Consider the following 24,317-nt stretch of genomic DNA (forward strand, 5'->3'; position numbering starts at 1 on the left):
TTCCGTTATCCCTGCAAGATTCTCTCCGCCGTCTCCAACCCACTCGCCAGCGCCGCCTCGACCGTGCCCATATCGCGGCCGCGATAGAGCGCTTCACCCGAAAACAGCACGCGCCCGTCGGCACGTGCGAGGATCGCCTGTGCCTCCCGCGTCCGCGGCGTCGCCCAGGAATAGGCACCGCGCGCGAATCGATCATGCGCCCAGTTGATCGCAGCCGCCGCCACGAGCTCGCGCACGATATCATCGCGCGGCAGGCCGAACATGGCGGCGAGCGAGCCGAGCCCGGCATCGATCAGTTCTTGCGGATCGAGGCTTTCCAGCTCCGCCGTACGCGGGCCGCCGAACCAGCCCGTGAGCACGGGCTGCTGGTCTGGATAGCGCGTCCACCACACCGGGATCACCTGGTCGGACAAGAGGAAGGTCATGTCCGCGAGATTTTCCTTGCGCTCGCGCCACCATGGCCGTGCGAAGCGCAGCAGGATCTTGATGACATTGCCGAAGCCGATGTCGTCGGCAGCGGCGAGCTTCGCGCGCGCCTCCGCCGGCAGCGCGATCTCGCGCAGCAGCGGCAGCGGCACGGTGAGGATCACGCGATCGCAGGCGTGCACATCACCGCCGGCGCAGCGAACGGTCACCGCGCCGCCCCCCTCCGCGAGAGCCGACACGACACAGCCGAGGCGGATGGTTGCGCCGTGCCTGCGGCAGTCGGCGGCCAGCACGTCGATCATGGCGCCGTATCCGCCGTCGATCCGCGCCAGCGGAGCGTGTCCGCCATCCATCCATTCCGCGCGCAACGCCAGCGTGGACGCGCGCTCGGGGTCGGCCGCATCATAACCCTCGACCATCCGTTCGATCGAACGGCGCATCGGCGCATAGTCGTCCCCGGCAAAATGCCGGCGCAGGAAGTCGGCGACCACGAGATCGTCCTTCAAGCCCCGCAGCGTGGCTTGAAGCTCTGCCTCATGGAGATCGGGGCGATCCTCGCGCGCGAGCCTCGCCCCGTCAAAGCTCCATTGCTCGCCTTCGATCTCCTGGAGGGACAGCCCGGCGTCGCGCAGGAGTGCGCGCGTGACCGGCGCCTCGCCATGAACGAATTCAGCGCCGCCATCGGCGCGATAGCCGAACTCCGAGGCCGGCAGCGGATGAATGCGGCCGCCACAGCGCTCGCGTGCCTCCAGGATCGTCACCTTCCGGCCGGCACGCGCCAATTCGCGCGCCGCCATCAGGCCGGCCGCGCCGGCGCCGACAATGACGATGTGCTCGGATGGATCGGACATGCCGCGCTTACCGGCTCGCTGCCTGAGGGTCGTTCTTGATCAGATATCGCAGCAGCAGGACGCCGCCGCCGAGCTCGCGCGTGCTCTCCAGCGTCATCGCGGTGATCGGTGCACGCCGGTCGCCGTGCGCCTCTGTCGAATCGAACACGAAGGGTGCGCCTTTCGCGCCGTCGATTGCCGGGCTGAGGATCAGGTTGAACTCGTCGATGAGACCGGCGCGCAGGAACGCGCCGTTGGCGACGCCGCCGCCTTCCACCAGCAGACGCTTCACGCCCAGCTCGCGGGCGAGGATGTCCAGCGTCAGCCCCAGGTCGATCTCGGACTTGCCGGCAAAGATGTAGGACACGCCCTCGCCGCGAAGGCCGGCGAGATGCGAATCCGGCACACGCTCGGTCAGCACGACGACGATCGGGTCGCCGCCGATGTCCGAGCGCCCCCAGCCGATCTTGCCCTGTGCATCGAGCACCACGCCATAGGTCTTCGCATCGCGCCGCGCAAACCAGCTTTGGCGCGGGAACGTTGCCTCCGTCGCGGGATAGGGCTTGCCCTTGGCGAACTCCGCCCCGGTGACGCGGCCGATCACCCAGGCATCGCCGCCGAGTTCGTCATGGATCTTCTCGAACCAATCCGTGCCTGCCCCCTTCGGACGCCAGCGGCTCGGATGCGTGCGGCCGTCGAGGCTGGAGTGCATCAGACAGATGACATACGGCTTCATGCAATTCTCCGGATAGCGCTCAGGCCGCGGATCCACCGCCGGCTGCCGCATTCTCCTTGGCGCGATCGCTCGCGATCACCGCCAGCGGATTGAGCTTTGGCGGCGCGACGAGCTGGAGCGTGTTGGTGTCGCGATGATTGAACGGCGCGCCGCGCACGAACAACTCGGTCTGGATCAGATAGGTCCAGCTGCCATCGTCGTTGAAGGTGATGTCGCAGCGGTAGGTATCGGTGCGGAAGGCCTGTTCCAGGAAGTCGGTCGAGCAGATCCCGTAAGCGGTGTCGCCGCGTTTGGCGGTGACCGTGATTGTCCTGTCATCCGGCCCGGCCTTGCCCGAGGCCAGCAGCACCTGGCCGCGCGGGATCGCCAGCGTCTGCATGATCAGCCCGGTCGCGGGCTCCCACAGCCAATAGCCGACCTGGTCGTGGAAGGTGATGTCTTCTTCGGGCGTGTTGATGTGGATGTGATAGCGCAGGCCGTACAGCAGCTGCGGTCCGTTGGCCTGCGGATCGATCGGGTCCATGCGGATGCGCTCTATGAAGGTTCGCCGCTCCGGCCCTTCCGCCTTCGGATTGACGTCGATGCCCTTGTCCGCCTGCCAGGTGCCGGCGAGCCGCCGCAGCGGGCCGAGATTGGCAAGGCCGTCGGGCGAGACGTCCTCGGGCTCGGTGAAGATATCGGCGGGAATGGGGAGCATGAGGGCCTCGCGGGATTGCGGAGGCCAGCAATATCACAGCCAGGCGCGGCGTGAATTCAACTCATGCCCCGACAAGCGCCGGGGGCATTCGAGCCATGCGACGATGCTCGTTGCATCCCGTGCGCCGACGGCCCGTGGCGCGGCCGCCGGCCCCGATACTGCTCTCAAGCCGCTTCCGACATTGATTTCGCGCGCTGCTCGAGCACGCCGATCGTCGACACCAGGTTGTCGCGTCGTGTGCGCAGGTTGAGCGCGAGCAGCGGATAGGTCGGCTGGTTCACGTCGAACACCCTGGCCCGAGCTTCCTCCTCGAGGATGTCGGTGTTCAGGAGCCGAACGCGCCACCACAAATCGGCGATCAATGCATCGAGCCGGAGTTCACCGGCAGCACCAGAACGGGACATTTTCTGCATCACTTGCCTCAACCTGAAACGGCCTCTCGCCGAGACCTTGGCTTGGCTCCTGACTGAGCAAGCAGAGTGCCAGGATGGGCCGGGTGCAGGCATGCGGGTTGGAACCAACAATTGGGCACTGCACAGTGATCCGGGGCCTGTTCCCGCTCGTTCTCAGCCTCGGAGATCGCTTGTCGAGGCGCTATGATCGCTGCTATCCGGGCTATAGATGTGCCAATCCGGGCTGAAGCTCGCGTGCCCCGGCGGGGTGAGGCGCGGCTGTCGATTGGTGCGAGCAAAGGGCCGAAGGCAAAGGTGGATTGGGCTGATTTGATCGGACGCGTCGCCTCTCACGGTGACCGGGCCGCTTTTAAGCGGCTATTCGAGCATTTCGCGCCTCGCATCAAGGGACTGATGCAGAAAGCCGGGTGCAGCTCCGACGAGGCGGAGGAGATCGCCCAAAATGCGATGATCGCCGTGTGGCGGAAGGCGAGCCTCTTCGATCCTGCGACGGCTGGCGCGGCGGCCTGGATATTCACGATCGCGCGCAACCTGCGGATCGATTTATTCCGTCGCAGAGCGCGGGCAAACCGTCTGCATGCCGATTCCGAGCTGCCCGATGCACCGGACCCAGCCGAACCGGCAGATGCCGTCATTTCGCGGGTGCAGGATGCCGCACGGATCGAGTCGGCCATCAAGCAACTCTCGACAGAGCAATCCATGGTGGTGAGGCTGTCGTTCATCGAGGAGAGGGCGCATCCGGAAATCGCGAGCCAGCTCGGTATTCCGCTCGGAACGGTCAAGTCTCGGATCAGGCTGGCGATGAACCGGTTGAGAGACATATTGGACGAAGAAGCATGACGATCAGCCACCACCCGCCTGAATATCTTCTGGCCGATTTCGCGGCCGGCAAGCTGGAAGAGGCCCATCAGCTGGTCGTGGGAGTTCATGTGGCAGGTTGCGCGCGGTGCGCCCGCTTTGTGCGGGCCATCGAGCAGCTTGCGGGAGCCGCGCTGGAGGATGTCGAGCCGGTGCCGATCGCACCAGATGCGTTCGACCGCGTCATGTCGCGAATTGACAGCGCTCCGGAAGACGAAGCGGCGCCACCCCTCACGTCCGACGCCAATCATGATCTTCCGCCGGCACTGCGAAAGTATCGCATCGGCAAGCGCCGGCGCATCGCGCCGGGTCTGAGCATGCGGCCGATCGAGCTTTCCGGTTCGGGCAAGGCGCGCGCCTTTCTGCTTCGGTCCGCGCCAGGCTCACGCATGCTTGAACACACGCACACCGGCACCGAACTGACGCTCGTCCTCGAGGGCAGCTTCAGTCACGAGGGCGGACGCTTTGGTCCTGGTGATTTCGATTACGGTGATGACGAGATCGAGCATCGTCCCATCGTCGGGGACGAAGGCCCATGCGTCTGCCTGGTGGCGATGACCGGCGACCTGCGCATGAACGGTTTTCTCGGCCGACTGATCGGGCCATTCGTGCGGCTTTGATTCTCTCGAGTCCTTCTCCCCGGGGGTGATCCAGACCCGCGCCCGGAGCGTTTCGAAACAAACGCAAGGGAGACAGGACATGGCCGGTTCAAGCCTGGCGAGTCAGGTGCCGAGCGAGAGGCTGCCTGAACTACTGGCACGCGTTTCCGCAGGCGAGACACGTGCCTTCGCAGAGCTCCACACGCTGACACGAGGCCGGCTGCGCAGGATAGCGCTGGCCGTTGGAGCTTCACCTCACGACGTCGACGACATCCTCCAGGAGACCTTTCTGAAGATCTGGCGCAAGGCTGGTCGGTTCGATCCCGGACGCGCCCCGGCGATGGCCTGGATGTCCGCGATCGTCCGGAATACCGCAATTGATCATCGGCGGACCAGAAGGCAGCAAACTTACGAATTGGACGAAGCGCTCTTGGTTCCGGCGGGAGCCGGCGCGCCATCGATCGAGGATTTCGACTACGCCAGTGCCGAGCCGACTGCGCGCGGAGCATTGGCTCGTTTGCCGGAAGATCGCCGCAGGCTGGTGGCTCTCGCTTATCTCGAAGGCGAGAGCCGCGCCAGCCTGTCACGACGCTTCGGTGTGCCGGTCGGCACCATCAAGACCTGGCTGCATCGAACCATCCTGGCGGTGCGCAAGGATTGCCTCGCGGCTGCGGCCTGACGCCGGAGAACGCGCATGGCTGCAGAGATCATCGCGTTTCCGGAGTCCGATCGCGGGGACCGGCTCGTCTCCTCGATCGCACGGCTCGAAGCGGTTTTGAGAGATGTCGAACGTGTCGGAGCCGACGATCCCGGAGCCAACCTCGATCAGCTGCTTGCTGCCATGGAGCGCATGAGCGATCAACTGGTCGATCTCGCCTGCCTCCTGCTCGACGAAGATGCGAAGCTGCAGGCTCAAAGCACATTCAGGTCCTTGTCCGACAAGATCGCGGAAACCAGAGACACGTTCGACCAGCTCGGAGGGCGAAGTTGTACCTAGCTCGGCCTGCCACGCTTGCTCACGCTTAGTCGGCCAGCTTTCGAGCGACGAGAAATCCGATCCATGCACTGACGCCGGCAAGAAACGATCCCCAGCAAACATCCGCAAGTGTCAGCCCGGTCGACCAATTCCGCAGGGTCGCCTGATTGGTGAGATCATAGGTCGCATAGCTGAAGCACCCGAGCATCACGCCGGACATGAAGGCGCGCAGCGCATTCCCGTCTTGCTGCGCGGGCAGCACGGCGAACCAGATCAAACCGATGGGATACAACAAGTAAAATGCCGCAGCGGCCGCCAGATTGGGCTCGGCCCGCAACATACCCCCCAGCACCGGCCGGTAGAGCCTTTCGACCATGATCTTGAGCCAGACCATGTCGATTGCAACGAAGGTCAAGGCCACCGAAAGATAGGTGAAGAGAAGATTCATGTCCGCGTTCCCGTCCGATTGCATCTGGCCGGCTTGTCGAACCCGGCATCGGATTAACGACCGGCGAACCACGCCGGATCATATCCGCGCACTCGCGCCCGCTTGCGTCCAGCCAGCACAACAGCCACCGGCCATCAATGTGCGTGTTTCGGCGGCCACGGGACGAATGCATTGGTTCGCGCCTGATACTCCCGATACCGGTCGCCGCGCGATTGCAGCATCTGCTCCTCAAGCGGGGGTATCCCCGTCACATGCACGAGTATCCAGTACATCATCGCCGGCGCCGCCAGGCTGACCCACCCCCATGCATATCCGGGCGACAGCGCGATGACCGGGTAAGCCCACCACCCCAGCCATTCGAAGAAATAGTTCGGATGACGCGACCAGCGCCAAAGGCCGGCATCGCAGACGAGCCCGGCGTTGGATGGGCAGAGCTTGAACCGGCGCAATTGCCGATCCGCCAATGCCTCGCCTGCGACGGCTGCCAGAATGATGACGGCTCCGGCGTAGTCCTGCAGTCGCAATCCGGGCTCGGGAGCGTGCGCCGCGAGGAAGACGGCGAACGGCAGCGGCACCGAGACCAGCGCCTGCGATTGCAGAAAGAGGAACATCCGGCGAGGAGCCGCAGCCCCCCACTGGCGCGCATAGTTCGCATACCGAGGATCGTCGATGCCTGCCGCGGCCCGGCGCGCAATGTGCGTGCCGAGTCGCACCGACCAAAGCAGCACGAGCCCTGCGACGAGCACCCGGCGTGCCAGCGTGTCGTCGGCGAGAGGCCACAGAGCGGCGACCGCGCCAACGAGGCCGGTCGCGTAGGACCAGATTGCATCAACCCATCCGGAGTTTCCCGTACGCTGCTGAACGACCCAGGCCAGTCCCATCAGGAGACAAAGGGCCAGCGCAATGCCGCCTATTGCCTGAACATGCACCAAAACCATGCCCTCACCAGAATTGCCCTCTCCTCGATACGTCGGCTGCAGGAGCCGGTTTCGCGCTCGGCGGCGGGTCGGCCGATGGTCCGCAAGGTGATCCGCGCCATCTCGCCGAACGTTTCCTTGCGCAGCGACCGTATCGAGCACCGTATTGACGGTATCCAGTGGGGGCGACAGAGAATGCGTTTGGCCGTGATCGGGACCGGAATTGCCGGCAATGCTGCCGCGTGGCTCCTGTCGAAACGCCATGCCGTGACGGTGTACGAGCGCGAGCTGCGCCCGGGCGGACATAGCCAAACCGTTCGCGTCGACTATGATGGCGAAGCCGTTGACGTCGATGTCGGCTTCATCGTGTTCAACGAGGCAAATTATCCGCAATTGACGGCGCTGTTCGCGCGGCTGGGCGTGAGGACCGTCGAGACTTGCATGAGCTTCGCCATGTCCGCCGATGATGGCCGGTTCGAATGGCGGGGTGGCGGCGAGACCTTCCTGCAGACTGTTTGCGGCCTGTTTGCACAACCGCGCAACCTCTCATCGCCATCCTATTTTCGCATGCTGGCCGAGGTCCTGCGATTCAACAGGCAGAGCGCGGCGGACTTGCGCGCCGGCCGGCTGCACAACCTGACGCTCGGCGAGTATCTGCGCAAGGAATCGTTCGGGCCGCGCCTGTTCTCCGATTATCTCGGACCGATGGGGGCGGCCATCTGGTCGTCCTCGTCGGCCGACATTCTGTCTTTCCCAGCGGAAAACTTCGTCGCCTTCTTCGACAACCACCGGCTCCTGCACCTGGACCGGCCGCGCTGGCGGACCGTGGAGGGTGGCAGCCGGCGCTATGTCGACAAGCTCACCGCTATGTTCAAGGACAACATTCGGCTAGGCTGTGCGGTGACGTCGATCCATCGAGCGGAGCATGGCGTGACGATCCGCGACAGTCATGGTGGTGTGGAGACTTACGATGCCGTCGTGATGGCCTGTCACAGCGATCAGGCCTTGGCGGCGCTGTCGGATGCCGATGCCCAGGAGCGCTCGGTTCTCGGCGCGATCAGGTATGCCCCCAACACCGTCTATCTGCACCGCGATCGCAATCTCATGCCCAGGCGCCGCCAGGCATGGGCATCCTGGAACTTCCTGCAATGGCCGCGACAAACGCCCGTCCAGAACGACGTCGCGGTGACCTATTGGATGAATCGGCTGCAGGGCATAGACGACCGCAAGCCATTGTTCGTCAGTCTCAACCCGCCTTTCGAGCCGGCGGCCCATCTGACGTTTGCAAAATTCAGCTTCGCCCATCCGCAATACGACCTGGCAGCGTTCGCGGCGCAGCGACGGCTCCCCGCAATTCAAGGGCGCCGCCGGACGTGGTTCTGCGGTGCCTGGACCGGCTATGGCTTTCACGAGGATGGCTTGCAGTCCGGCATCTCCGTTGCCGACGCGCTTGGCGGCCAGGTTCCATGGCGTCGGTCCGACCCGTTGCTGGTCCAGGCTGCCGAGTAGCACGATGGTCCAAACCAAACCGACGAGAGCGGAGAATGCGATAGCGCCCGCCGCGCTCTACCGGGGAAAAGTGATGCACGCGAGGTGGCGGCCCGTGCAGCACAGATTCAGCTACCGCGTGATGAGCCTGCTGATCGATCTCGACCGGTTGGGCGAAGCAAATGGCCTGTCCAGGCTGTTTGGCGTCAATCGAGCGGCACCCTTCAGCTTCCACGAGCGCGATCACGGCGAGGGCAAGAGCGCCAGCCTCGGCCAGCACGTCCGAGGACTGGCAGCGGAGCGCGGCATCGATCTCTCCGGAGGCCGCATTCTCCTTCTCTGTTATCCCCGGGTTCTGGGCTACGTGTTCAACCCGCTTTCGGTCTATTTCTGCTACCGCGCGTCCGGCGACCTCGCACTGTTGATCTACGAGGTTCGCAACACCTTCGGCGACATGCATTCCTACATCCTGCCCGTGCAGGGTGCGCGACCGGGCTGCACAATACGGCAGAGCCAGGCGAAGGAATTTTATGTTTCGCCTTTCATGGCGATGGAAACACATTACCGCTTCAGCATTTCTCCACCGGAGCGAGATGTGAGGGTCAGGATCGTGCAGACGAGCGAGCAGGGCGCGATGTTTGCGGCGGCGTTCCGCGGACGACGCCGCCCTCTGACCACCCACTCGCTATTGGCGGCGCTGTTCGGTCTGCCCTTCCTGACGTTCAAGGTGATCGCAGCCATCCACTGGGAAGCGATGCGGCTTTGGCTGAAAGGTACTCCGTACGTGCCCCGTTTGAAACAACGCGAGACTTGAACCATGGACCTCGCAGCCACGCATCAGGCCGTTCAATTCGATGGTGTCCCATTCCTTGCCCGACTGGCTCTGCGCCTTGCATCGCAGATCAGATACGGCACGGTTCACGTGCGCCTTCCCGACCAGAGAACCGTCACGTTGCGCGGCCGCCTTCCGGGTCCGTCGGCCACCATCGAGCTCAACAACTACAGGTTCGCGCGCAGCCTCGTCATGGGCGGCGACATCGGCATGGCCGAGGCCTACATTCGCGGCGATTGGAGCACGCCCGATCTCACCCAGCTTCTCTACGTGTTCTGTCTCAACGAAGAGCTGGTCGACAGTGCCTTTCCCGGGAACATGCTGGTCCGGCTGTGCCGGCGGGTGCTTCATCGACTGCGCCGGAACACCAGACAGGGGTCGAGGCACAACATCCACTCGCACTACGATCTCGGAAACGAGTTCTTCGCTGCGTGGCTCGATTCGAGCATGACCTACTCGTCGGCTTTGTTTCCGGCCGAGACAGCCGACCTGCCCTCTGCCCAACAGCACAAATACGAACAACTGGCGAAAGCTATCGAATTGCGGCCCGGTCAGAGCGTGCTCGAGATCGGATGCGGTTGGGGCGGCTTTGCCGAGTTTGCCGCGAAGACTTACGGCGCCAGCGTGGTGGCCCTCACCATCAGCAAGGAGCAGCACGAGTTTGCCCGTCGACGAATCCACGAAGCCGGGCTCGCCGAAAAGGTCAAGGTCCGGTTGCAGGACTATCGCGACCAGGAAGGTCATTTCGACCGCATCGCCTCCATCGAGATGATCGAGGCCGTCGGCGAGCAATTCTGGCCAACCTACTTCGATCAGTTGAATCGGCGGCTCAAGCCCGGCGGTCTGGCAGGCATCCAGGCCATCACGGTCCGCGACGAGCTCTTTGACAGCTATCGGCGGCGTGTGGACTTCATCCAGAGCTACATCTTTCCGGGAGGGATGCTCCCCTCGACGACTATCCTGCGCTCGCTCGGCGAACGCTTCGAGCTGCCTGTCATTCGCGAGCGCGTGTTTGGGCAAGACTATGCAAAGACGATCGCGCTCTGGCGAGAGAACTTCGGACAGGCATGGAGCGACCTGACCTCGCTCGGGTTCGACGAGCCCTTCCGCCGGCTGTGGGAATACTATTTGTGCTACTGCGAGGCAGGATTCAGGGCCGGAAAGATCGACGTCCGGCAGCTGGTTTTTGCACGCCAAAGCTGACGAGGCTCAGGGGACAGCGGCCCCCGCCAGCAGCGTGCGGTATTTCAATGCATGATCCGGAGAAAGTGCGCAGCGGTTTTCCGAAATGATCATCCTCAAACAAACATCCAAAGCGCGATGACGATTCATCCCAGTCTCATCGCGCTTCGACAGTGCTGACGGTTTCGGGCCTCACACTGCGTGCGCGAGAACGATCGCGCCGGACAGGATGAGGATCCCGCCTGCCACATAGCTCAATCTTCGGCCGAACGGCAGCAGCTTTTCGCCGGCGACATAGAGCATGAGCCCGACGATCCAGACCAGATTCATCACGCCGCCGACAAACAGCAAGACCATCAGAACCCAGCAGCAGCCGACGCAGTAGCTGCCGTGGCGCAGCCCCATGCGGAATGCCCCGCGCGTGCCGGGCCGCCAATGCCGGCTGAGAAACAACAGCGGGCTCTCGCAGTACCGCAGGCAGGCGCGTTTGAAGGGCGTGAACTGGTAGAGTCCCGCGGCAAGCAAGATGACGCCGCCCAAAACCGCGCTGGTGCTTGCCATCGCCATCGACAACAAGCCGAGGCGTTCAAGCGTCCATTGTGCCAGGACTGCAGCGAGACTGAACCCAGCCCATGTCACGAGGTACCCGGCGAGAAAGATCCAGGCATCGATTGCTGCGCGGGATGCAGTCTCGTCCTTTTGCCTGATCGTCGCATACAAGAGGACCGTAGGCCCCGCGCTCGGCGCCATCATCGCGATCATCATCACCCACCACATGGCGAACAGCAGCGCGGCAGAACGCAGCGTCCACGGCATTGGCGCCATGTCCGGCATCTCGGCCATCATGGCGGTGTCCATGCCGGCGCCGCCCATGAGATAGGCCCAGGCCAGCGCCGCCACGACGGCGGTCCCGATCGCGACGATCAGGCGATCGCGGTGGAGCAGATGTTCCAGTATCGCACGCCCGTGCATGGGTTAATCCGCCAGCGTAGTGACGAATCCCGGGGCCGGATCTTCATCCGTCGCGACGCGCGCGTCGCGCTCCCGGAAGACAACGAGTTGACACCGAAGCTGCGGCCTCGATGTCAGCGCCGCATCACGCCGCGACGCCCTCGGGCGTCTGCACGACATTGGCGAGTGAGCTGTGCGTACCCTGCGTCTCGAATGGGATCGCACCGGCCGAGCGGATGTTGGCGGACGCGACCTCGGCGGCCCTGTGCTCGAAGCCCTCGGGCATGACCACTTGAATTCGATGTGGCGCACCGGTCACCGGATTCTTGATCGGTTCCACCTCGGTCTCGAGCACGCTGCCGGCGACGAGTTTTGCGACACGGCCATCCTTGTCGAAGGAAAATTCGAACGGCGCGAAGATCGGATCGTGAATGGTCGTCACGATCAGGCTGAAGATGTGGAACAGCGTGCCCTCGGCCGAATACTTGCCCGACAGGATATTGAACAGCGCCTGTCGCTGCTCCGGTGTGGCGCGTTCGTCGACGATGGGCTGCATCTTGCCGTTGCCTTGATGCAGCGCGCCGGGGAAATCCACCACGACCGCAAAACAAAGGCCGTCGAGCTTGACGTCCTCAAAATGCCCCGTCGTGATCCGCATGCCGACCAGGCCCTTGCAATAGCCGTTGGTCGGTAGAGCGTTGAAATCGCAGGGGCAGCCAAACGCGCAATTGCAATTCTTCATCCATTCGCCTTCGAGACGCCAGTCCGATGCAGCCATGGCACATCTCCCAATGTGAACGGGGACGCGGCAGCCGTTGACGAATTTGTTCAGCGTTGTTGTCGAGGCAATGCGAAAGGCGCGAGCGGGATCGAGGTCCGATCAGAAGGCCGGCATCGTAGACGAGTTGATGGCGAGCTGCCGTTTACCGTCCGAGGATCATATCAGCCGCCACCGGCCACGTATAGTGAACGAGGGTAGTGCCTCATAGGCAGCCACATCTCGGGGATGTCAGGGAAATGGTGCCCAGGGGCGGAATCGAACCACCGACACTGCGATTTTCAGTCGCATGCTCTACCAACTGAGCTACCTGGGCGTGCTCCAAGAGAGGGGCCAAAGCCCATCGAGCGGGCGGTTTATAGTGGGCTCGGGGCGGCCTGTCCACCCGGCTTCGCCAAGAGGCTTCGCCGGGCGCCGCCCGGCTGTGCACAAGCTGCGGCGGCCCGCATGGGGCCGGCCGGCACCGCTTTCAAGCAATTGAAATTATTGGTCTATTCTACGTCGTCGACCTCATCATCGCGACCGGGGATGACATAGGAGCCCTTCAGCCAGCGGTTCAAATCGACGTCGCGGCAGCGGGAGGAGCAGAACGGGCGGGTCTTCTCCGACTGCGGCTTGCCGCAAATCGGGCAGGCCTTCCGCGGGCCGGTGGGCTTTTCAACTTGGTCATTCATGACATCGGCAGCTTACACGAGGTGAAGGGCTTCAAGCGCCTGTCGGCAAACGGGTTCCCGGGGCGGCAGCGCAGGGGGCCGTCGCGGCCCTTCTACTGTGCATGGGGTTGTTTTCGCGGTTTTGTTCGGGCCGCGGCCTTCGGCTCACACCGCGGTGGTGTTGAGCCAGCCGAAGCGGATCGGAAAACCTTCGCCGCCGAGCAGCGTCGTGGTCTCGTACAGCGGCAGGCCGACGACGTTGGTGTAGGACCCCACCATCTTCACCACGAAGGAGCCGGCGATGCCCTGCACGGCGTAGCCGCCGGCCTTGCCGCGCCATTCACCGGAGCCGATATAGGCCTGGATGTCGTCCTCCGACAGACGCTTGAAGCGCACGCGGGTTTCGACCAGGCGCTGGCGGAACGCCTCGCGCGGCGTGACGAGGCAGATCGCGGTGTAGACGCGGTGGTTGCGACCCGACAGCAGCCGCAGGCATTGCGCGGCCTCATCCACCAGATTGGCCTTGGGCAGGATGCGCCGACCGACCGCTACCACGGTGTCCGCGGCGAGGATGAAGGCGCCGCGCAGCTCGTCGTCCAGCTGCACCGATTTCAGCGCCGCATCGGCCTTGGCCCGGGCGAGGCGGTTGGCGCAGGCGCGCGGCAGCTCGCCCCGCTTCGGCGTCTCGTCGACGTCGGCCGGCCGGAGCGCGTCGGGCTCGATGCCGGCCTGGTTGAGCAGCGACAGGCGGCGCGGCGAACCGGAGGCAAGTACGAATTTGGGGCGGCCGAGCATCAGGTGATTTGCGGGATGAAGCGGAGGGGTGAATTGCGCGCGGAACCTATCGGAAGGGGGCCGATTTCACAACCGGGAACCGGAGGTTTGGTGATTCGAGGTGTCCGACATGCCTGTGCCTGCGCTCTGTGACGCGGGTGTTACGGCTTCTTCGCCTCTCCCCGCTTGCGGGGAGAGGCCGGAATTCAAGCGTGCTTGAATTCCGGGTGAGGGGGACTCTCCGCGAGTCTCACTGTCACCGTCCTCGCGGAGACTTCCCCTCACCCCGACCCTCTCCCCGCAAGCGGGGCGAGGGGGAAAAGCCGCTGCGTCCGGGGCGCGCGCCCTACCCGCTCGCCGCGCCCGCCTTGGCGAAGCGCCGGCGGATGCGCATCAAGAGCTGATCGCAGACCTCGCGATAGGCAGCGAGCTTCTGGTCGCGGCTGCCTTCGGTGATGGTGGGGTCCTGCGTCGGCCAGTATTCGACCTCGGCCGCGAGTGTCCGTGTCAGCTCCAGTGCCTTGTGATGCGCCTCGGGCGAGAGCGTGATGATGAGGTCGAAATTCAGCCCCTCCCAGTCCTCCAGCTCCTCGAAGGTCTGAGGCTTGTGGGCCGAGATGTCCTGGCCGAGCTCGGCCATCACGGACACTGCGAACGGATCGAGCTCACCCTTCCTGGTACCGGCCGACTTCACGTAGAGGCCCTGCGGAAACATGTGCAGCAACAGGCTCTCGGCCATCGGCGAGCGCACGCTGTTCATCGCACAGGCGAACAGCACCGATTGCGGATCGCGTGCGCGTGGGGGCGCAGCCATCCGCGTTTAGCCTTTCCAATGCAGGACGGTAATGAGGGTGAACAGGCGGCGCGAGGTCTCGAAGTCGACCCGCACCTTGCCCTTCAGTCGCTCCTGGAGCGTGCGCGACCCCTCGTCATGAATGCCGCGGCGGCCCATGTCGATGGCCTCGATCTTATCGGGGGTCGCGGTGCGGATCGCCTGGTAATAGCTGTCGCAGATCATGAAATAGTCCTTCACGATCCGCCGGAACGGCGTCAGCGACAACAGATGCGCGACGACAGGCGTGCCGTCCTCGCGGCGGATGTCGAACATCAACCGGTTGCCGGTGATGCCGATATGCAGCGTGAACGGGCCCTTCCCCTCCGCGCCCTCGGGCGCGAACAGATTCTGTTCGATCAGATCGTAGATCGCGATCGCCCGCTCATGCTCGATGTCCGGCCCGGAACGGCCGATCGAGTCCTCGTCGAGCGTGACGCCGACGATGCGATTGGCCGAGTCGTCCTGTTCGGGCGGCTTTGTCATGACAGATTGAGGCGCAATCCAATCGAACGCGAATGGGCATCCAGCCCCTCCGCCTTGCCCAGCGTCATCGCGGCCGGACCGAGCGCACGCAATTGATCGGGTCCGCATTTCAGGATCGAGGTGCGCTTGATGAAGTCATGCACCGAGAGCCCGGAGGAAAATCGCGCCGAGCGCGCCGTCGGCAGCACGTGATTGGAGCCGCCGACATAGTCGCCGATCGCCTCGGGCGTATGGGGCCCCAGGAACACCGCGCCGGCGTTACGGATCTTTTCGGCGAGCGCCTCCGGATCGGAGGTCATGATCTCGAGATGCTCGGCAGCGATGGCGTCCGCGAGCGGGATCGCCTCGGCAAGGTTCTTCACCATGATGACGGCGCCGAAATCGGCCCAGGAGCTGCCTGCAATCGCCGCGCGCGGCAGCGTCTTCAACTGCGCCTCGACCGCCTTTTCGACGTCGGCGGCAAGGCGTGCCGAGTCCGTGATCAGGATCGACTGCGCGCTCGCATCGTGCTCGGCCTGTGCCAGCAGGTCGGCGGCGATCCAGTCGGCGTTGCCGGTATCGTCGGCAATCACCAGCACCTCCGAGGGACCGGCGATCATGTCGATACCGACCTTGCCGAACACCAGCCGCTTTGCGGCGGCGACATAGGCGTTGCCGGGGCCGACGATTTTTGCGACGGGCTCGATCGTCGCGGTACCGTGCGCGAGCGCGGCAACGGCCTGAGCGCCGCCGACACGGTAGATCTCGGTGACGCCGCCGAGATGCGCGGCGGCCAGCACCAGCGGATTGAGCTTGCCGTCGGGCGAGGGCACCACCATCACGAGGCGCGAAACGCCGGCGACTTTCGCGGGCACCGCGTTCATCAGCACCGATGACGGATAGGCCGCGGTGCCACCAGGCACGTAGAGGCCGGCAGATTCGATCGCGGTGTAGCGCCAGCCGAGCTCGACGCCGAGCGGGTCGGTGAAGCGCTCGTCCTTTGGAAGCTGACGGCGATGATAAGTCTCGATGCGGTCCCGCGCGAGCTCGAGTGCATCCAGCGTCGCGGCATCGCAGGCCTTCACGGCGGCCTCGATCTCGGCGGCGGTGACGCGCAAGGAGGATGCATCCAGCGTCAGCCGGTCGAACTTGGCCGTGGCTTCGAGCAGGGCGGCATCGCCACGCCTGGCCACGTCGTCGACGATCGCGCGCGCGGCGGCCTCGACATCGGCCGAAGCCTCGCGCTTGGCGGCGAGGAAGGCGGCGAATCGCTGGTCAAAATCGGCGCTGCTGCGGTCGAGGCGAACGGGCATGTTTCGCTTGGCTTCTGGCTGGTATTTTGGGGCGGATCGGCGCACCGGGTCCCCTGCTCAATGGCGCGGCGGGGAAGCTGCGTCAACCCTCGGCAGATGCCGTTCGGGCGACGGCCTCAGCCCATTCGACTGGTATACCGGCCACCTTACCCCTCCCCCTCGATCCCCGTTCCCAGCGCATCGTCCCCGAGGTCGGTCAGCTCGCATTCCAGGCACTCGACATCGAGGCGGATGGCGCCGCCCTGGGCGAACAGAAGCAGGGCGCTGCCGCCGGGCTCCTCATGGCGCCCGTCCTGGGAGTGAAATTCAATGCCGACGAGGTCCAGCACCTTGTCCGGCGCGGCGAGATCGATGTTGCGCGACTTGCAGGCGAGCACACGGTCGAAACGGAGCGCGGCGACCAGCCGGCGTGGTTCGGCCTCGCCCTCCAATGTCTGCTCCCAGTCCAGCCGGCTCATTCCGACCACGAGCCGCTTCTCGCCCTGCCGCCAGATAATGTCGGAGGTCTGGACTCGGGCGTCCTGGACATGGGTCGAGATCACGGCGAGGTCGTCGGCGTCGAGCGCGATCAGTTTGAGCTGGGGCGACATTTCCGACGCTTCTCCATTGGAGGGGTCTGGGCTCAACGCGTGCGGGCCCCGAAATTTCCGCGCAAACTAACCGGCCGGCAGGTTAGAGGCTATTGATATCCTCCATCTCCAGCACCCTGCGCGGACACCCCTCCCCCGCAAGGCAGGGCCATCGCATGTGCACATTTGCAGAGGTCGTCATGCCCGGGCTTGTCCCGGGCATCCACGTTCTTGTGCTGCGTGGAAACGCGTGGATGGCCGGGACAAGCCCGGCCATGACGCTGTAGAAACAGTCGGTGCCTCACACCTCACATGCGATGGCCCTGCCCCGCAAGGGGAAGGTAAGAGTCACTCACTCCCTGAAGAACGCCAGCAGATCGGCGTTGATGGTTTCGGCGTGCGTGGTCGGCATGCCGTGCGGAAAGCCCTTGTAGGTTTTCAGGATGCCCTTCTTGAGCAGCTTGGCAGAGAGCGGCGCGGAATCGGCGTAAGGCACGATCTGGTCGTCGTCGCCGTGCATCACTAGCACCGGCACGTTGATCTTCTTGAGGTCCTCGGTGAAATCGGTTTGCGAGAACGCGACGATGCCGTCGTAATGCGCTTTCGCCCCGCCCATCATGCCCTGGCGCCACCAGTTCTGGATCACCGCTTCCGACGGTGTCGCGCCAGGACGGTTGTAGCCGTAGAACGGGCCGGCGGGGAGGTCGCGATAGAATTGCGTGCGGCTGGCAGCGAGCTGCTTCTGGAGGTCGTCGAACACGCTCTTCGGCAGGCCGCCCGGATTGGCTTCGGTCTGCACCATCAGCGGCGGCACCGCCGAGAGGATCGCGGCCTTCGCAACCCGGCTCTCGCCGTGACGGGCGATGTAGTGCACGACTTCGCCGCCGCCGGTGGAATGGCCGACATGAATCGCGTTCTTGAGGTCGAGATGCGCGGTGAGCGCGGCGAGATCGTCGGCATAGTGGTCCATGTCGTGGCCGTCGGCGACCTGCGCCGAGCGGCCGTGCCCGCGGCGGTCATGGGCGATGACGCGGTAGCCGCGCGTGACGAAGAACAACATCTGCGCGTCCCAGTCGTCCGCCGACAGCGGCCAGCCATGGCTGAACACGATCGGCTGGCCAGAGCCCCAATCCTTGTAGAAGATCTCGACGCCGTCTTTGGTGGTGATGGTGGGCATGGATTGCTCTCTTTCGGTGAAAATTCAATTGCGTGGCGCGCCGACGAGCACGCGCCAATGCCGTGCAGATAGCTACGCGAGATTCTGAATGCGATGCCTCGAATCAACGGGGAACGTTGAGAATCGTGTGATCAGGCAAACGCCATTGGCCTGAAGCGGCGCCAGGCGCCGATGGTCAGCACCACGAAGAACACCAGCACGATGCCCTGCACCACGGCGAACACCGGACCGGACGGCGGCGCCGGCGGCACGGCCGGTGCGAGGGCGGCGAGCGCCGGCACCTTCAGGAACGACTGGATGACCAGCACGAAGACGTTGAAATAGAGCGAGATCATCGCGGTCACGATATAGACCGGGCGCCAGACTCCGGCGAGCTTCATGCCGTACAGCGCGACGCAGGCGATCGCGAGCAGCACCAGCGAGATGATGCCGATGATATGCGAGGGCAGCAGCTCCTTGAACGGAAACAGGAAACCGGTGGCGCTGGTGAGGATCGTGGTCAGCAGGAAGATCGCGGTGAGGGCCGGCATCGGCTTCGAGCCGAGCAGGCCGAACATCACGACGAGGCCGGCGACGATGGCGATCAGGCTGATGATGACATGGATCAGCGTAAGGGCGGGCAGACTCAACCCAAGGACCATGACATCTCTCCTGTTCTCCGCATTGAGATGTTGAGAGTAGTATTACGGTCCTCATGGGATTGCCACCTGCGTTGTCGTCACACGCAGAGGCGCGGCCATGCGTCATCGTGCGAATCGACAAACGCGTGGCCGATTTATTTCGCGTCGCCGTCACGGCGGACGGCCGTTTCCGACGAAAGTCGAATCGATCCTTCACACGTCCTTGGTGTCGAAGATCAAGAGGTCGGCACCGCCGCTGGCGAACTTGGGCACGTCGGCGCCGGTCGCCTTGCCTTCGGGGCTGGCGAATGCCGCCTGAATGTCGGCCACGCTGTCGAAGGTGAGAATGGCGACGAGATGGATCCCGGAAGGACCTGCCGGAGATGCGACCGGCCCCTTGCTGACGGCGTATTTCTTCAGACCGGGAAGTTTCTTGGCGAGCGGGATGTGCGTCTCGGCATAGTACTTGTCGAAGGCGGCAGCGTCCTTGGGTGTTTTGTACAGCACGACGATTTCAGCCATTTGGTCCTCCCTTGGGAATCTTTGTTTTTCTACGCGCGGTTGGCCCCGCGACGAAGCGATAGTCTGTGGGACGCAGCAAGATGGCAAGCCGGATTCGGCTTGCCATCTCCTTGTCTTCTGCGTGCCTAAAGCGCCGGTTTTGCGACGTCGCCGAGATAGCCGTGCAGGGACGCCACGACCTGCGCGCCCTCGCCGATGGCGCCGCCGACGCGCTTGACCGAGCCGGAGCGGACGTCGCCGACGGCGTAGACGCCGGGCACGGAGGTTTCCAGCGGCGCCACCAGCTTGCCCTGGTTCTGTTCGGACTGCGCACCTGTCACGACGAAGCCGCCGCGATCGAGCGTCACGCCGCAGCCGTCGAGCCAGGAGGTGGCGGGATCGGCGCCGACGAACAGGAAGAGATTGCGGATGTCGGCAGAATCCTCGTCGTCCGACAACCGGCTCTTCCAGCGGATGCGCCGCAGCAGCGAGGCCTCGTCGCCCTCGAGCGCGGTAATCTCGGTGTTGAACATCAGTTCGATGTTCGGTGTCGCTTCGATGCGCTCGATGAGATAGCGCGACATGCTGGCGCCCAGGCCGCCGCCGCGGATGATCATCAGCACTTTCCTGGCGTGGCCCGACAGGAACACGGCGGCCTGTCCTGCCGAATTGCCGGCACCGACGAGAGCCACCTCCTCGCCGGCGCAGAGCCGCGCCTCGACCGGCGAGGCCCAGTACCAGACGCCGCGTCCCTCGAACTTGTCGAGGTTCACGATGTCAGGCCGGCGATACCGCGCGCCGCTCGCGACCACCACGGCGCGCGAACGCAGGGGATCGCTGCCCTCGATCGTCACCGAAAATGCGCCATTCCCGCGCGTGCAGTCCAGCGACTTCACCGTCACCGGAATCATGATGTCGGCGCCGAATTTCTGCGCCTGGGTGAACGCACGCGCGGTCAGGGCCTGGCCCGAGATGCCGGTCGGAAAGCCCAGATAGTTCTCGATCCGCGCGCTGGCGCCGGCCTGGCCGCCGAAGGCGCGGGTGTCGAGCACGGCGACCGACAGCCCTTCGGACGCGGCATACACGGCGGTGGCGAGCCCTGCGGGTCCGCAGCCGACGACCGCAACGTCGTAGATGCGGTCACCCTTTGCGCCGCCGATCATGCCGATGGCGCGCGCGAGCTCGGTCTCGTTCGGGTTGCGCAGCACCGCGCCATCGGCAGTGACGACCAGCGGCCAGTCTTCGGGCTTCGGCAAATACCGCGCGATCAGCTCAGCCGCATCGCGATCGCGATCGGGGTCGAGCAGATGATGCGGCTGGCCGTTGCGGGTGAGGAACCCCTGCAACCGCACCACCCCGACGGAGTTCGACGGTCCGATCAGCACGGGGCCGCCGGCGCCGTCCTGGATCAGATTGACCCGGCGCAGGATCAGCGCCCGCATGATGCGCTCGCCGAGCTCGGCCTCGGCGACCAGCAGCGCGCGCAGCCGGTCCGGCGGCAGCAGCAGCGTCTCGACATCGCCCTCGGCGCGGCCGTCGACCAGCGCAGGCCGGCCGGAGAGCTGGCTGAGCTCGGCCAGGAATTGCCCCGGCCCCTGGTCGATCACCGGGGTGACGTGGCCCAGCCCGTCGCGCTGGGTGATGGCGACAAGGCCCTTCAGCACGACGAACATGCCGGGGCCGGGCTTGCCGGTCTCGAACAGCAACTCGCCATCCGCGAAGGTGCGGATTTCGCCGAAGTGCCTGATCCGTTCGATCTCGGCCGGTGACAGCGCCGGAAAGGTCTGCTCGGGGCGAATGAAACGCGACAGCTGCGCGTCACGGTCGGTTCGTTGTGGTTCGTCCTGCCCCATGGCCACCTTATGCACTCCAAAAATTCCAGCCGCCGCCTCAACTGCCGGTCTTGCCGGCGGCCCCCTCATTTAGGCAACCATCGTCCTTCTGCGAGGGGTCGGTGCTTGCGGCGCGTTCGCGCGCCTGCACCTTCCGCCGCTTCAGGTTCTCGCGCAGCGCCGATTTCAGCCGGTCGTCGCGGGATGCCCGCGCCTTCCTCGCGCTCTTGTCGTTCTGGTCGGTCATCAAGGGCCCATTCACGGAAATCGGGGACAGGATGCCACCGAAGTGTGGCAGCTCAAGAGGCCGACGCGATCCGATCGTGCGAAACGCGAAATGGAGCAAGTCCAGTGTCCCGGGCAACTGGCCAGTTGGCCGGGATATCGGGCCCCGAATCGGCGGAAAGTCGGTGATTTCTCATCAAATGAGGCATTTTGGCCCCGATATCGGCTCGATTTTCTCGTTTCGGCGGGGCTTGCAAGCTTGCACAGGAGGGGGGCTTGTGGCAGATATCGGCCCGCTTGGTAGGCCCCCTCGGGCGCCCGATTCTTTCACCAGCACATGCTGCCGTAGCTCAGTGGTAGAGCACTCCATTGGTAATGGAGAGGTCGACAGTTCAATCCTGTCTGGCAGCACCAGCTTCTCCCATTGAAGCGAGCCCTATTGAAACAAGCCTTGCGCCTGGCCAGCGAGCCCGCAACTCCCCGGATGCCATCGTGATCAAACGTTCCCTGCCCTACGAAGGACTGCTCCACGAGATCGTCGAGCATAACGGCGTGCTCTATCTCGGCGGCATCGTTCCCGAGGATCCGGGGCTCGACATGGCGGGCCAGGCCGACGATGTGCTGCGCCAGTTGAAGACGCTGCTCGAGGGGGCCGGCTCCGATCTCTCCTGCGTTCTGCAGGTGACCATCTTCATGGCTGATCTCGCCGACAAGGCGGCGTTCAACCAGGTGTGGAAGCGCTATTTCACCGCGGACCATCTGCCGGCGCGTGCCGCGATCGGCGTCGCGGACCTCGGCCCGGGCGTCAGGCTGGAGCTGACGGCGATCGCCGCCCGCCGCTGATCCTCGAGCGGCATCGGCGAGGCAAGAAAGCTCGGTCGTTCCTGTGTTCACACATGAAGCAGGGTTCTCGCGGCGCGAAGCGTCCGAGTTTTGCTGGTTTCCTTGACCCTCTCCATGTGAAGAGGGCGCAGGGAAAGCCGGGTGCCGGCTGGCACCCACGATCCGCTGCGCTCAGGTATTTGCACACGCAAATGCGCAGGCGGACAACAGGTGGGCCGGAAAACACCCGGCCTTCCCTGCGCGATGGGTTGACGGCTTATGCGCGCTCTCCCCGGAGCCGAGTTCCTTCTGGCCTCCGTCACCTCGCGAATTGGCGATGTTCCGTGACCCGGTTGGGCCCCGATCCGTCTCCGCAAGGCTTGACCGTAGCAACGACGGTCAGGACGACGCGTTTTCGCCGTACGCAGCTTCCGGCTCTGCCGAGAGGCTTCGCCGGATGTTGGCGCCGTCCGTCCGCACGCTGTTGGACCTCACGAGGTTCATCTCGCCCTGGTCCCGCCTCGCATGCCCGACGCAGCCGCGTCCACCGCACCCCCACCCACGTTCGTTGCGACGTACGATCGCCCCTCTCCTCGGGCCGGGATGCGCGATGGATACCGTAATTCCGAATTTCGGTAAAGGAGAATATTTTCGCGGAAGGGGATTGACGGGATTGGGGGGGGTTTTGCCCGAGGGCCAGAAGCGTTGCGGCCGACATCAGCTTGCGGTTGCGCCTCTTCGAAAATTGCAGTCACACGGCACGTTGACCCCTCATTTCCTGGTGATAGTCTTTTCGCTCGCGACATGTCCGGGAGGACACAATGGGATGGTTCGACCGCCTGTTTGGAAGGATGTCGGAGCCGACGACCCCTTTCTTTGCGAGATTTCGGCGGAAATCAAAAGCCCCGACCGATCCTGATCTTCTGAAAATCGCCAAGGACCGGAAGGGGCATGTGTCCCGCAGAGCCGTCCGGGACGAGTATAATCGGCTGGTCCTGGAGAAGTACGCGCACGATAAGTCGTGATGCCAGGGCCCGTCGAGGATCTCGGTAGCCGTAGGATGGGTAGAGCGAAGCGAAACCCATCGGCTCCCTTCGAGCCTCGAAACAGGATGGGTTTCGCAAGGGCTCTACCCATCCTGCGGGCTGCGCACCATCAATCGTTGCCATTCCTCTGCAGGGCCGCGAAACGATCGTCCGAACGGCGCAGCCGGCGGCACAGCTCGCGATTGATGTTCTGCAGGACGATCACGTAGGCATGGATGTCCGCCTTGTAGCAGGCGTAGAGCTTCTGGGCCGTCAGCTCGTACAGCACGGTCGGGCTCTCCGCGACCACCGTGGCGGAGCGGTTCTGCATTTCGATCAGCGTCATCTCCCCGAAGAAATCCCCTCGCTCCAGAACGGAAATCGGGATGACGCGGTCCGCCTTGGTCCGTTTGCTCACCGCCAGCCGGCCGGATTCGACGATGAACATCGAGCGTCCCGGCTCGCCTTCCGCCACGACGGTGCTGCCTGCCTTGAAGCGGCGCTCGACCAGCATTGAAATCAGGAAGTCGAGGCTCGGCTCCGGGAGACCGCCGAAGAACGGTGTGGCGAGCAGGAAGGCTTTCAGATCGGGATCGCTGGCGGCCATTGCGCAAGGATATGCGCCCTCGCCATCTGCGGCAAGCAGAGGTCACCGGCGCTGACGTCGCCCAATGAATGCCGCTCAATGTGTTAGATCAAGTGTGTTCGATCAAGCAGGTCTGCGACGCGCGGTCAGTTCCGCGCGCTTACTGCCGCGCAACACTCTCGCCGCGCAGCGTCCGTCGTCTCCAGAGATCGATCATGACCTTTACGGTCACCGCGAGGACAGCTGCGCACAGTGCCGCTTTCGAGATCGTTTCCATCGTCCCCTCGATCAGCAGGCAATGCACCACGCTGCCCGCGACGATGACGATCGCGAGGGGGATATGGACGATGCGCCAGGTTCGCAGCCGCAGTCCCAACCGCCGGCGCAGCAGAGCCAGCAGCGCGACGATGAAGATGGCCCACATCGCGGTCACGCCGAAGGGAGAGAACGGCGTTGGCGATGCGTAGGTCAGGGCATCGATCATGTCGGGCGGGCTGGTGAACCAGAGGCCGGCGACGTGGATCACCACCGCCACCACCAGCGCACCGCCGATCCAGTGATGGGTGCGCCGTCCGCGATAGGCCGGCAGGCCCGGCAGATATCCGCCGATCAGCAGCGGCTGCACCAGCACGAGGCCGAGGGCGATGATCCCGGCGAAGCCGGCAAGAATGTAGACCGGGCCGCGCCATGCGAGTTGCTCGCTTGTTGCAGCTGCGGCGATCGGCACGCAAATGGCCAAAGCAAGGGCGACCCAGATCAGGACCGCCCGAGCCGATCTCCATCCCCTCATTT

29 protein-coding genes and 2 tRNA genes are annotated in these 24,317 nt (G+C 64.4%); 9 read left to right on the forward strand and 22 right to left on the reverse strand.

The window, feature by feature from the left end:
- Positions 1-5: 5 nt before the first annotated feature.
- The 4 genes from EDE08_RS26420 to EDE08_RS26435 form a co-directional block, all read right to left on the reverse strand.
- Positions 6-1,277, reverse strand: coding sequence for a flavin monoamine oxidase family protein (locus EDE08_RS26420; protein WP_131871684.1), 1,272 nt, complete (start codon positions 1,275-1,277; stop codon positions 6-8).
- Between the two features lie 7 nt (positions 1,278-1,284).
- Positions 1,285-1,992, reverse strand: coding sequence for a RibD family protein (locus EDE08_RS26425; RefSeq protein WP_131871685.1), 708 nt, complete (start codon positions 1,990-1,992; stop codon positions 1,285-1,287).
- Positions 1,993-2,011: 19 nt separating this feature from the next.
- Positions 2,012-2,689: an FABP family protein gene (locus tag EDE08_RS26430; protein ID WP_131871686.1), complete on the reverse strand. Its 678-nt coding sequence runs from the start codon at positions 2,687-2,689 to the stop codon at positions 2,012-2,014.
- Positions 2,690-2,853: 164 nt separating this feature from the next.
- Positions 2,854-3,093: a hypothetical protein gene (locus EDE08_RS26435; protein WP_431309542.1), complete on the reverse strand. Its 240-nt coding sequence runs from the start codon at positions 3,091-3,093 to the stop codon at positions 2,854-2,856.
- A gap of 303 nt (positions 3,094-3,396) precedes the next feature.
- On the opposite strand from EDE08_RS26435, the gene EDE08_RS26440 reads away from it, so the two are divergent.
- The 4 genes from EDE08_RS26440 to EDE08_RS26455 all read left to right on the forward strand — a co-directional run bounded on the left by EDE08_RS26440 (position 3,397) and on the right by EDE08_RS26455 (position 5,556).
- A complete protein-coding gene (locus EDE08_RS26440) occupies positions 3,397-3,942 on the forward strand; it encodes a sigma-70 family RNA polymerase sigma factor (protein ID WP_131871873.1) in 546 nt (181 codons plus the stop codon).
- Entirely contained in the window at positions 3,939-4,580 is a 642-nt protein-coding gene (locus tag EDE08_RS26445; RefSeq protein WP_131871687.1) for a ChrR family anti-sigma-E factor, read from the forward strand. The genes EDE08_RS26440 and EDE08_RS26445 overlap by 4 nt, the downstream gene beginning before the upstream one ends.
- Before the next feature lie 79 nt (positions 4,581-4,659).
- Positions 4,660-5,238, forward strand: a complete 579-nt coding sequence (locus tag EDE08_RS26450; RefSeq protein ID WP_131871688.1) for an RNA polymerase sigma factor — start codon at positions 4,660-4,662, stop codon at positions 5,236-5,238.
- A gap of 15 nt (positions 5,239-5,253) precedes the next feature.
- A complete protein-coding gene (locus tag EDE08_RS26455; RefSeq protein WP_131871689.1) occupies positions 5,254-5,556 on the forward strand; it encodes a hypothetical protein in 303 nt (100 codons plus the stop codon).
- A 25-nt stretch (positions 5,557-5,581) separates the two neighbouring features.
- On the opposite strand, the gene EDE08_RS26460 is transcribed toward EDE08_RS26455, so the two are convergent.
- Both EDE08_RS26460 and EDE08_RS26465 read right to left on the reverse strand, forming a co-directional pair.
- A complete protein-coding gene (locus tag EDE08_RS26460) occupies positions 5,582-5,983 on the reverse strand; it encodes a DUF2177 family protein (RefSeq protein ID WP_131871690.1) in 402 nt (133 codons plus the stop codon).
- A 134-nt stretch (positions 5,984-6,117) separates the two neighbouring features.
- Positions 6,118-6,921, reverse strand: coding sequence for a DUF1295 domain-containing protein (locus EDE08_RS26465; protein WP_131871691.1), 804 nt, complete (start codon positions 6,919-6,921; stop codon positions 6,118-6,120).
- Between the two features lie 174 nt (positions 6,922-7,095).
- On the opposite strand from EDE08_RS26465, the gene EDE08_RS26470 reads away from it, so the two are divergent.
- From EDE08_RS26470 to EDE08_RS26480, 3 genes are read left to right on the forward strand one after another with little or no spacing between them, the layout of a single operon-like run.
- A complete protein-coding gene (locus tag EDE08_RS26470) occupies positions 7,096-8,409 on the forward strand; it encodes an NAD(P)/FAD-dependent oxidoreductase (RefSeq protein ID WP_131871692.1) in 1,314 nt (437 codons plus the stop codon).
- A gap of 4 nt (positions 8,410-8,413) precedes the next feature.
- Complete coding sequence (locus EDE08_RS26475; RefSeq protein ID WP_131871693.1) at positions 8,414-9,202, forward strand: DUF1365 domain-containing protein; 789 nt, start codon at positions 8,414-8,416, stop codon at positions 9,200-9,202.
- 3 nt (positions 9,203-9,205) lie between these two features.
- A complete protein-coding gene (locus tag EDE08_RS26480; RefSeq protein WP_131871694.1) occupies positions 9,206-10,423 on the forward strand; it encodes an SAM-dependent methyltransferase in 1,218 nt (405 codons plus the stop codon).
- A 171-nt stretch (positions 10,424-10,594) separates the two neighbouring features.
- On the opposite strand, the gene EDE08_RS26485 is transcribed toward EDE08_RS26480, so the two are convergent.
- The 14 genes from EDE08_RS26485 to EDE08_RS26550 form a co-directional block, all read right to left on the reverse strand.
- Positions 10,595-11,302, reverse strand: a complete 708-nt coding sequence (locus EDE08_RS26485) for a DUF2182 domain-containing protein (RefSeq protein WP_349627702.1) — start codon at positions 11,300-11,302, stop codon at positions 10,595-10,597.
- A 196-nt stretch (positions 11,303-11,498) separates the two neighbouring features.
- The gene (locus tag EDE08_RS26490; RefSeq protein ID WP_131871696.1) at positions 11,499-12,131 is read right to left on the reverse strand and encodes a DUF1326 domain-containing protein; all 633 of its coding nucleotides are present in this window, start codon (positions 12,129-12,131) and stop codon (positions 11,499-11,501) included.
- A gap of 240 nt (positions 12,132-12,371) precedes the next feature.
- Positions 12,372-12,447: transfer RNA gene (locus EDE08_RS26495), tRNA-Phe, on the reverse strand.
- A gap of 175 nt (positions 12,448-12,622) precedes the next feature.
- On the reverse strand, positions 12,623-12,805 hold the full coding sequence (yacG, locus tag EDE08_RS26500; protein WP_131871697.1) for a DNA gyrase inhibitor YacG: 183 nt from the start codon (positions 12,803-12,805) through the stop codon (positions 12,623-12,625).
- Positions 12,806-12,949: 144 nt separating this feature from the next.
- Positions 12,950-13,579, reverse strand: a complete 630-nt coding sequence (locus tag EDE08_RS26505) for a Maf-like protein (protein WP_057027605.1) — start codon at positions 13,577-13,579, stop codon at positions 12,950-12,952.
- A gap of 325 nt (positions 13,580-13,904) precedes the next feature.
- On the reverse strand, positions 13,905-14,372 hold the full coding sequence (locus EDE08_RS26510) for an arsenate-mycothiol transferase ArsC (protein ID WP_131871698.1): 468 nt from the start codon (positions 14,370-14,372) through the stop codon (positions 13,905-13,907).
- 6 nt (positions 14,373-14,378) lie between these two features.
- Positions 14,379-14,876 carry a UPF0262 family protein gene (locus tag EDE08_RS26515; protein WP_061881155.1) on the reverse strand — a complete coding sequence of 166 codons (498 nt, stop codon included), beginning with the start codon at positions 14,874-14,876 and terminating at the stop codon, positions 14,379-14,381.
- On the reverse strand, positions 14,873-16,168 hold the full coding sequence (gene hisD, locus EDE08_RS26520) for a histidinol dehydrogenase (protein WP_131871699.1): 1,296 nt from the start codon (positions 16,166-16,168) through the stop codon (positions 14,873-14,875). The genes EDE08_RS26515 and hisD overlap by 4 nt, the downstream gene beginning before the upstream one ends.
- Before the next feature lie 146 nt (positions 16,169-16,314).
- Positions 16,315-16,758 carry a DUF2948 family protein gene (locus tag EDE08_RS26525; RefSeq protein ID WP_028176540.1) on the reverse strand — a complete coding sequence of 148 codons (444 nt, stop codon included), beginning with the start codon at positions 16,756-16,758 and terminating at the stop codon, positions 16,315-16,317.
- A 331-nt stretch (positions 16,759-17,089) separates the two neighbouring features.
- The gene (locus tag EDE08_RS26530) at positions 17,090-17,914 is read right to left on the reverse strand and encodes an alpha/beta fold hydrolase (RefSeq protein WP_131871700.1); all 825 of its coding nucleotides are present in this window, start codon (positions 17,912-17,914) and stop codon (positions 17,090-17,092) included.
- Between the two features lie 131 nt (positions 17,915-18,045).
- Positions 18,046-18,555, reverse strand: coding sequence for a hypothetical protein (locus EDE08_RS26535; protein WP_061881159.1), 510 nt, complete (start codon positions 18,553-18,555; stop codon positions 18,046-18,048).
- 192 nt (positions 18,556-18,747) lie between these two features.
- Entirely contained in the window at positions 18,748-19,056 is a 309-nt protein-coding gene (locus EDE08_RS26540) for an EthD family reductase (RefSeq protein ID WP_035706504.1), read from the reverse strand.
- A 125-nt stretch (positions 19,057-19,181) separates the two neighbouring features.
- Positions 19,182-20,888, reverse strand: coding sequence for an FAD-dependent oxidoreductase (locus EDE08_RS26545; RefSeq protein ID WP_165936213.1), 1,707 nt, complete (start codon positions 20,886-20,888; stop codon positions 19,182-19,184).
- A 37-nt stretch (positions 20,889-20,925) separates the two neighbouring features.
- Entirely contained in the window at positions 20,926-21,114 is a 189-nt protein-coding gene (locus tag EDE08_RS26550) for a hypothetical protein (protein WP_131871702.1), read from the reverse strand.
- Between the two features lie 317 nt (positions 21,115-21,431).
- Between EDE08_RS26550 and EDE08_RS26555 the strand changes: the two genes are divergently transcribed.
- Positions 21,432-21,506 (forward strand) — tRNA-Thr (locus EDE08_RS26555).
- Positions 21,507-21,584: 78 nt separating this feature from the next.
- A complete protein-coding gene (locus EDE08_RS26560; RefSeq protein WP_131871703.1) occupies positions 21,585-21,935 on the forward strand; it encodes a RidA family protein in 351 nt (116 codons plus the stop codon).
- 1,134 nt (positions 21,936-23,069) lie between these two features.
- On the opposite strand, the gene EDE08_RS26565 is transcribed toward EDE08_RS26560, so the two are convergent.
- Positions 23,070-23,546 carry a Crp/Fnr family transcriptional regulator gene (locus EDE08_RS26565; RefSeq protein ID WP_131871704.1) on the reverse strand — a complete coding sequence of 159 codons (477 nt, stop codon included), beginning with the start codon at positions 23,544-23,546 and terminating at the stop codon, positions 23,070-23,072.
- A 139-nt stretch (positions 23,547-23,685) separates the two neighbouring features.
- Positions 23,686-24,315 (reverse strand): ferric reductase-like transmembrane domain-containing protein, encoded by a 630-nt coding sequence (locus EDE08_RS26570; protein WP_131871705.1) that lies wholly within the window; start codon positions 24,313-24,315, stop codon positions 23,686-23,688.
- Positions 24,316-24,317: the final 2 nt, after the last annotated feature.

This window comes from Bradyrhizobium sp. R2.2-H, from assembly GCF_004346455.1.
GTDB lineage: Bacteria > Pseudomonadota > Alphaproteobacteria > Rhizobiales > Xanthobacteraceae > Bradyrhizobium > Bradyrhizobium diversitatis.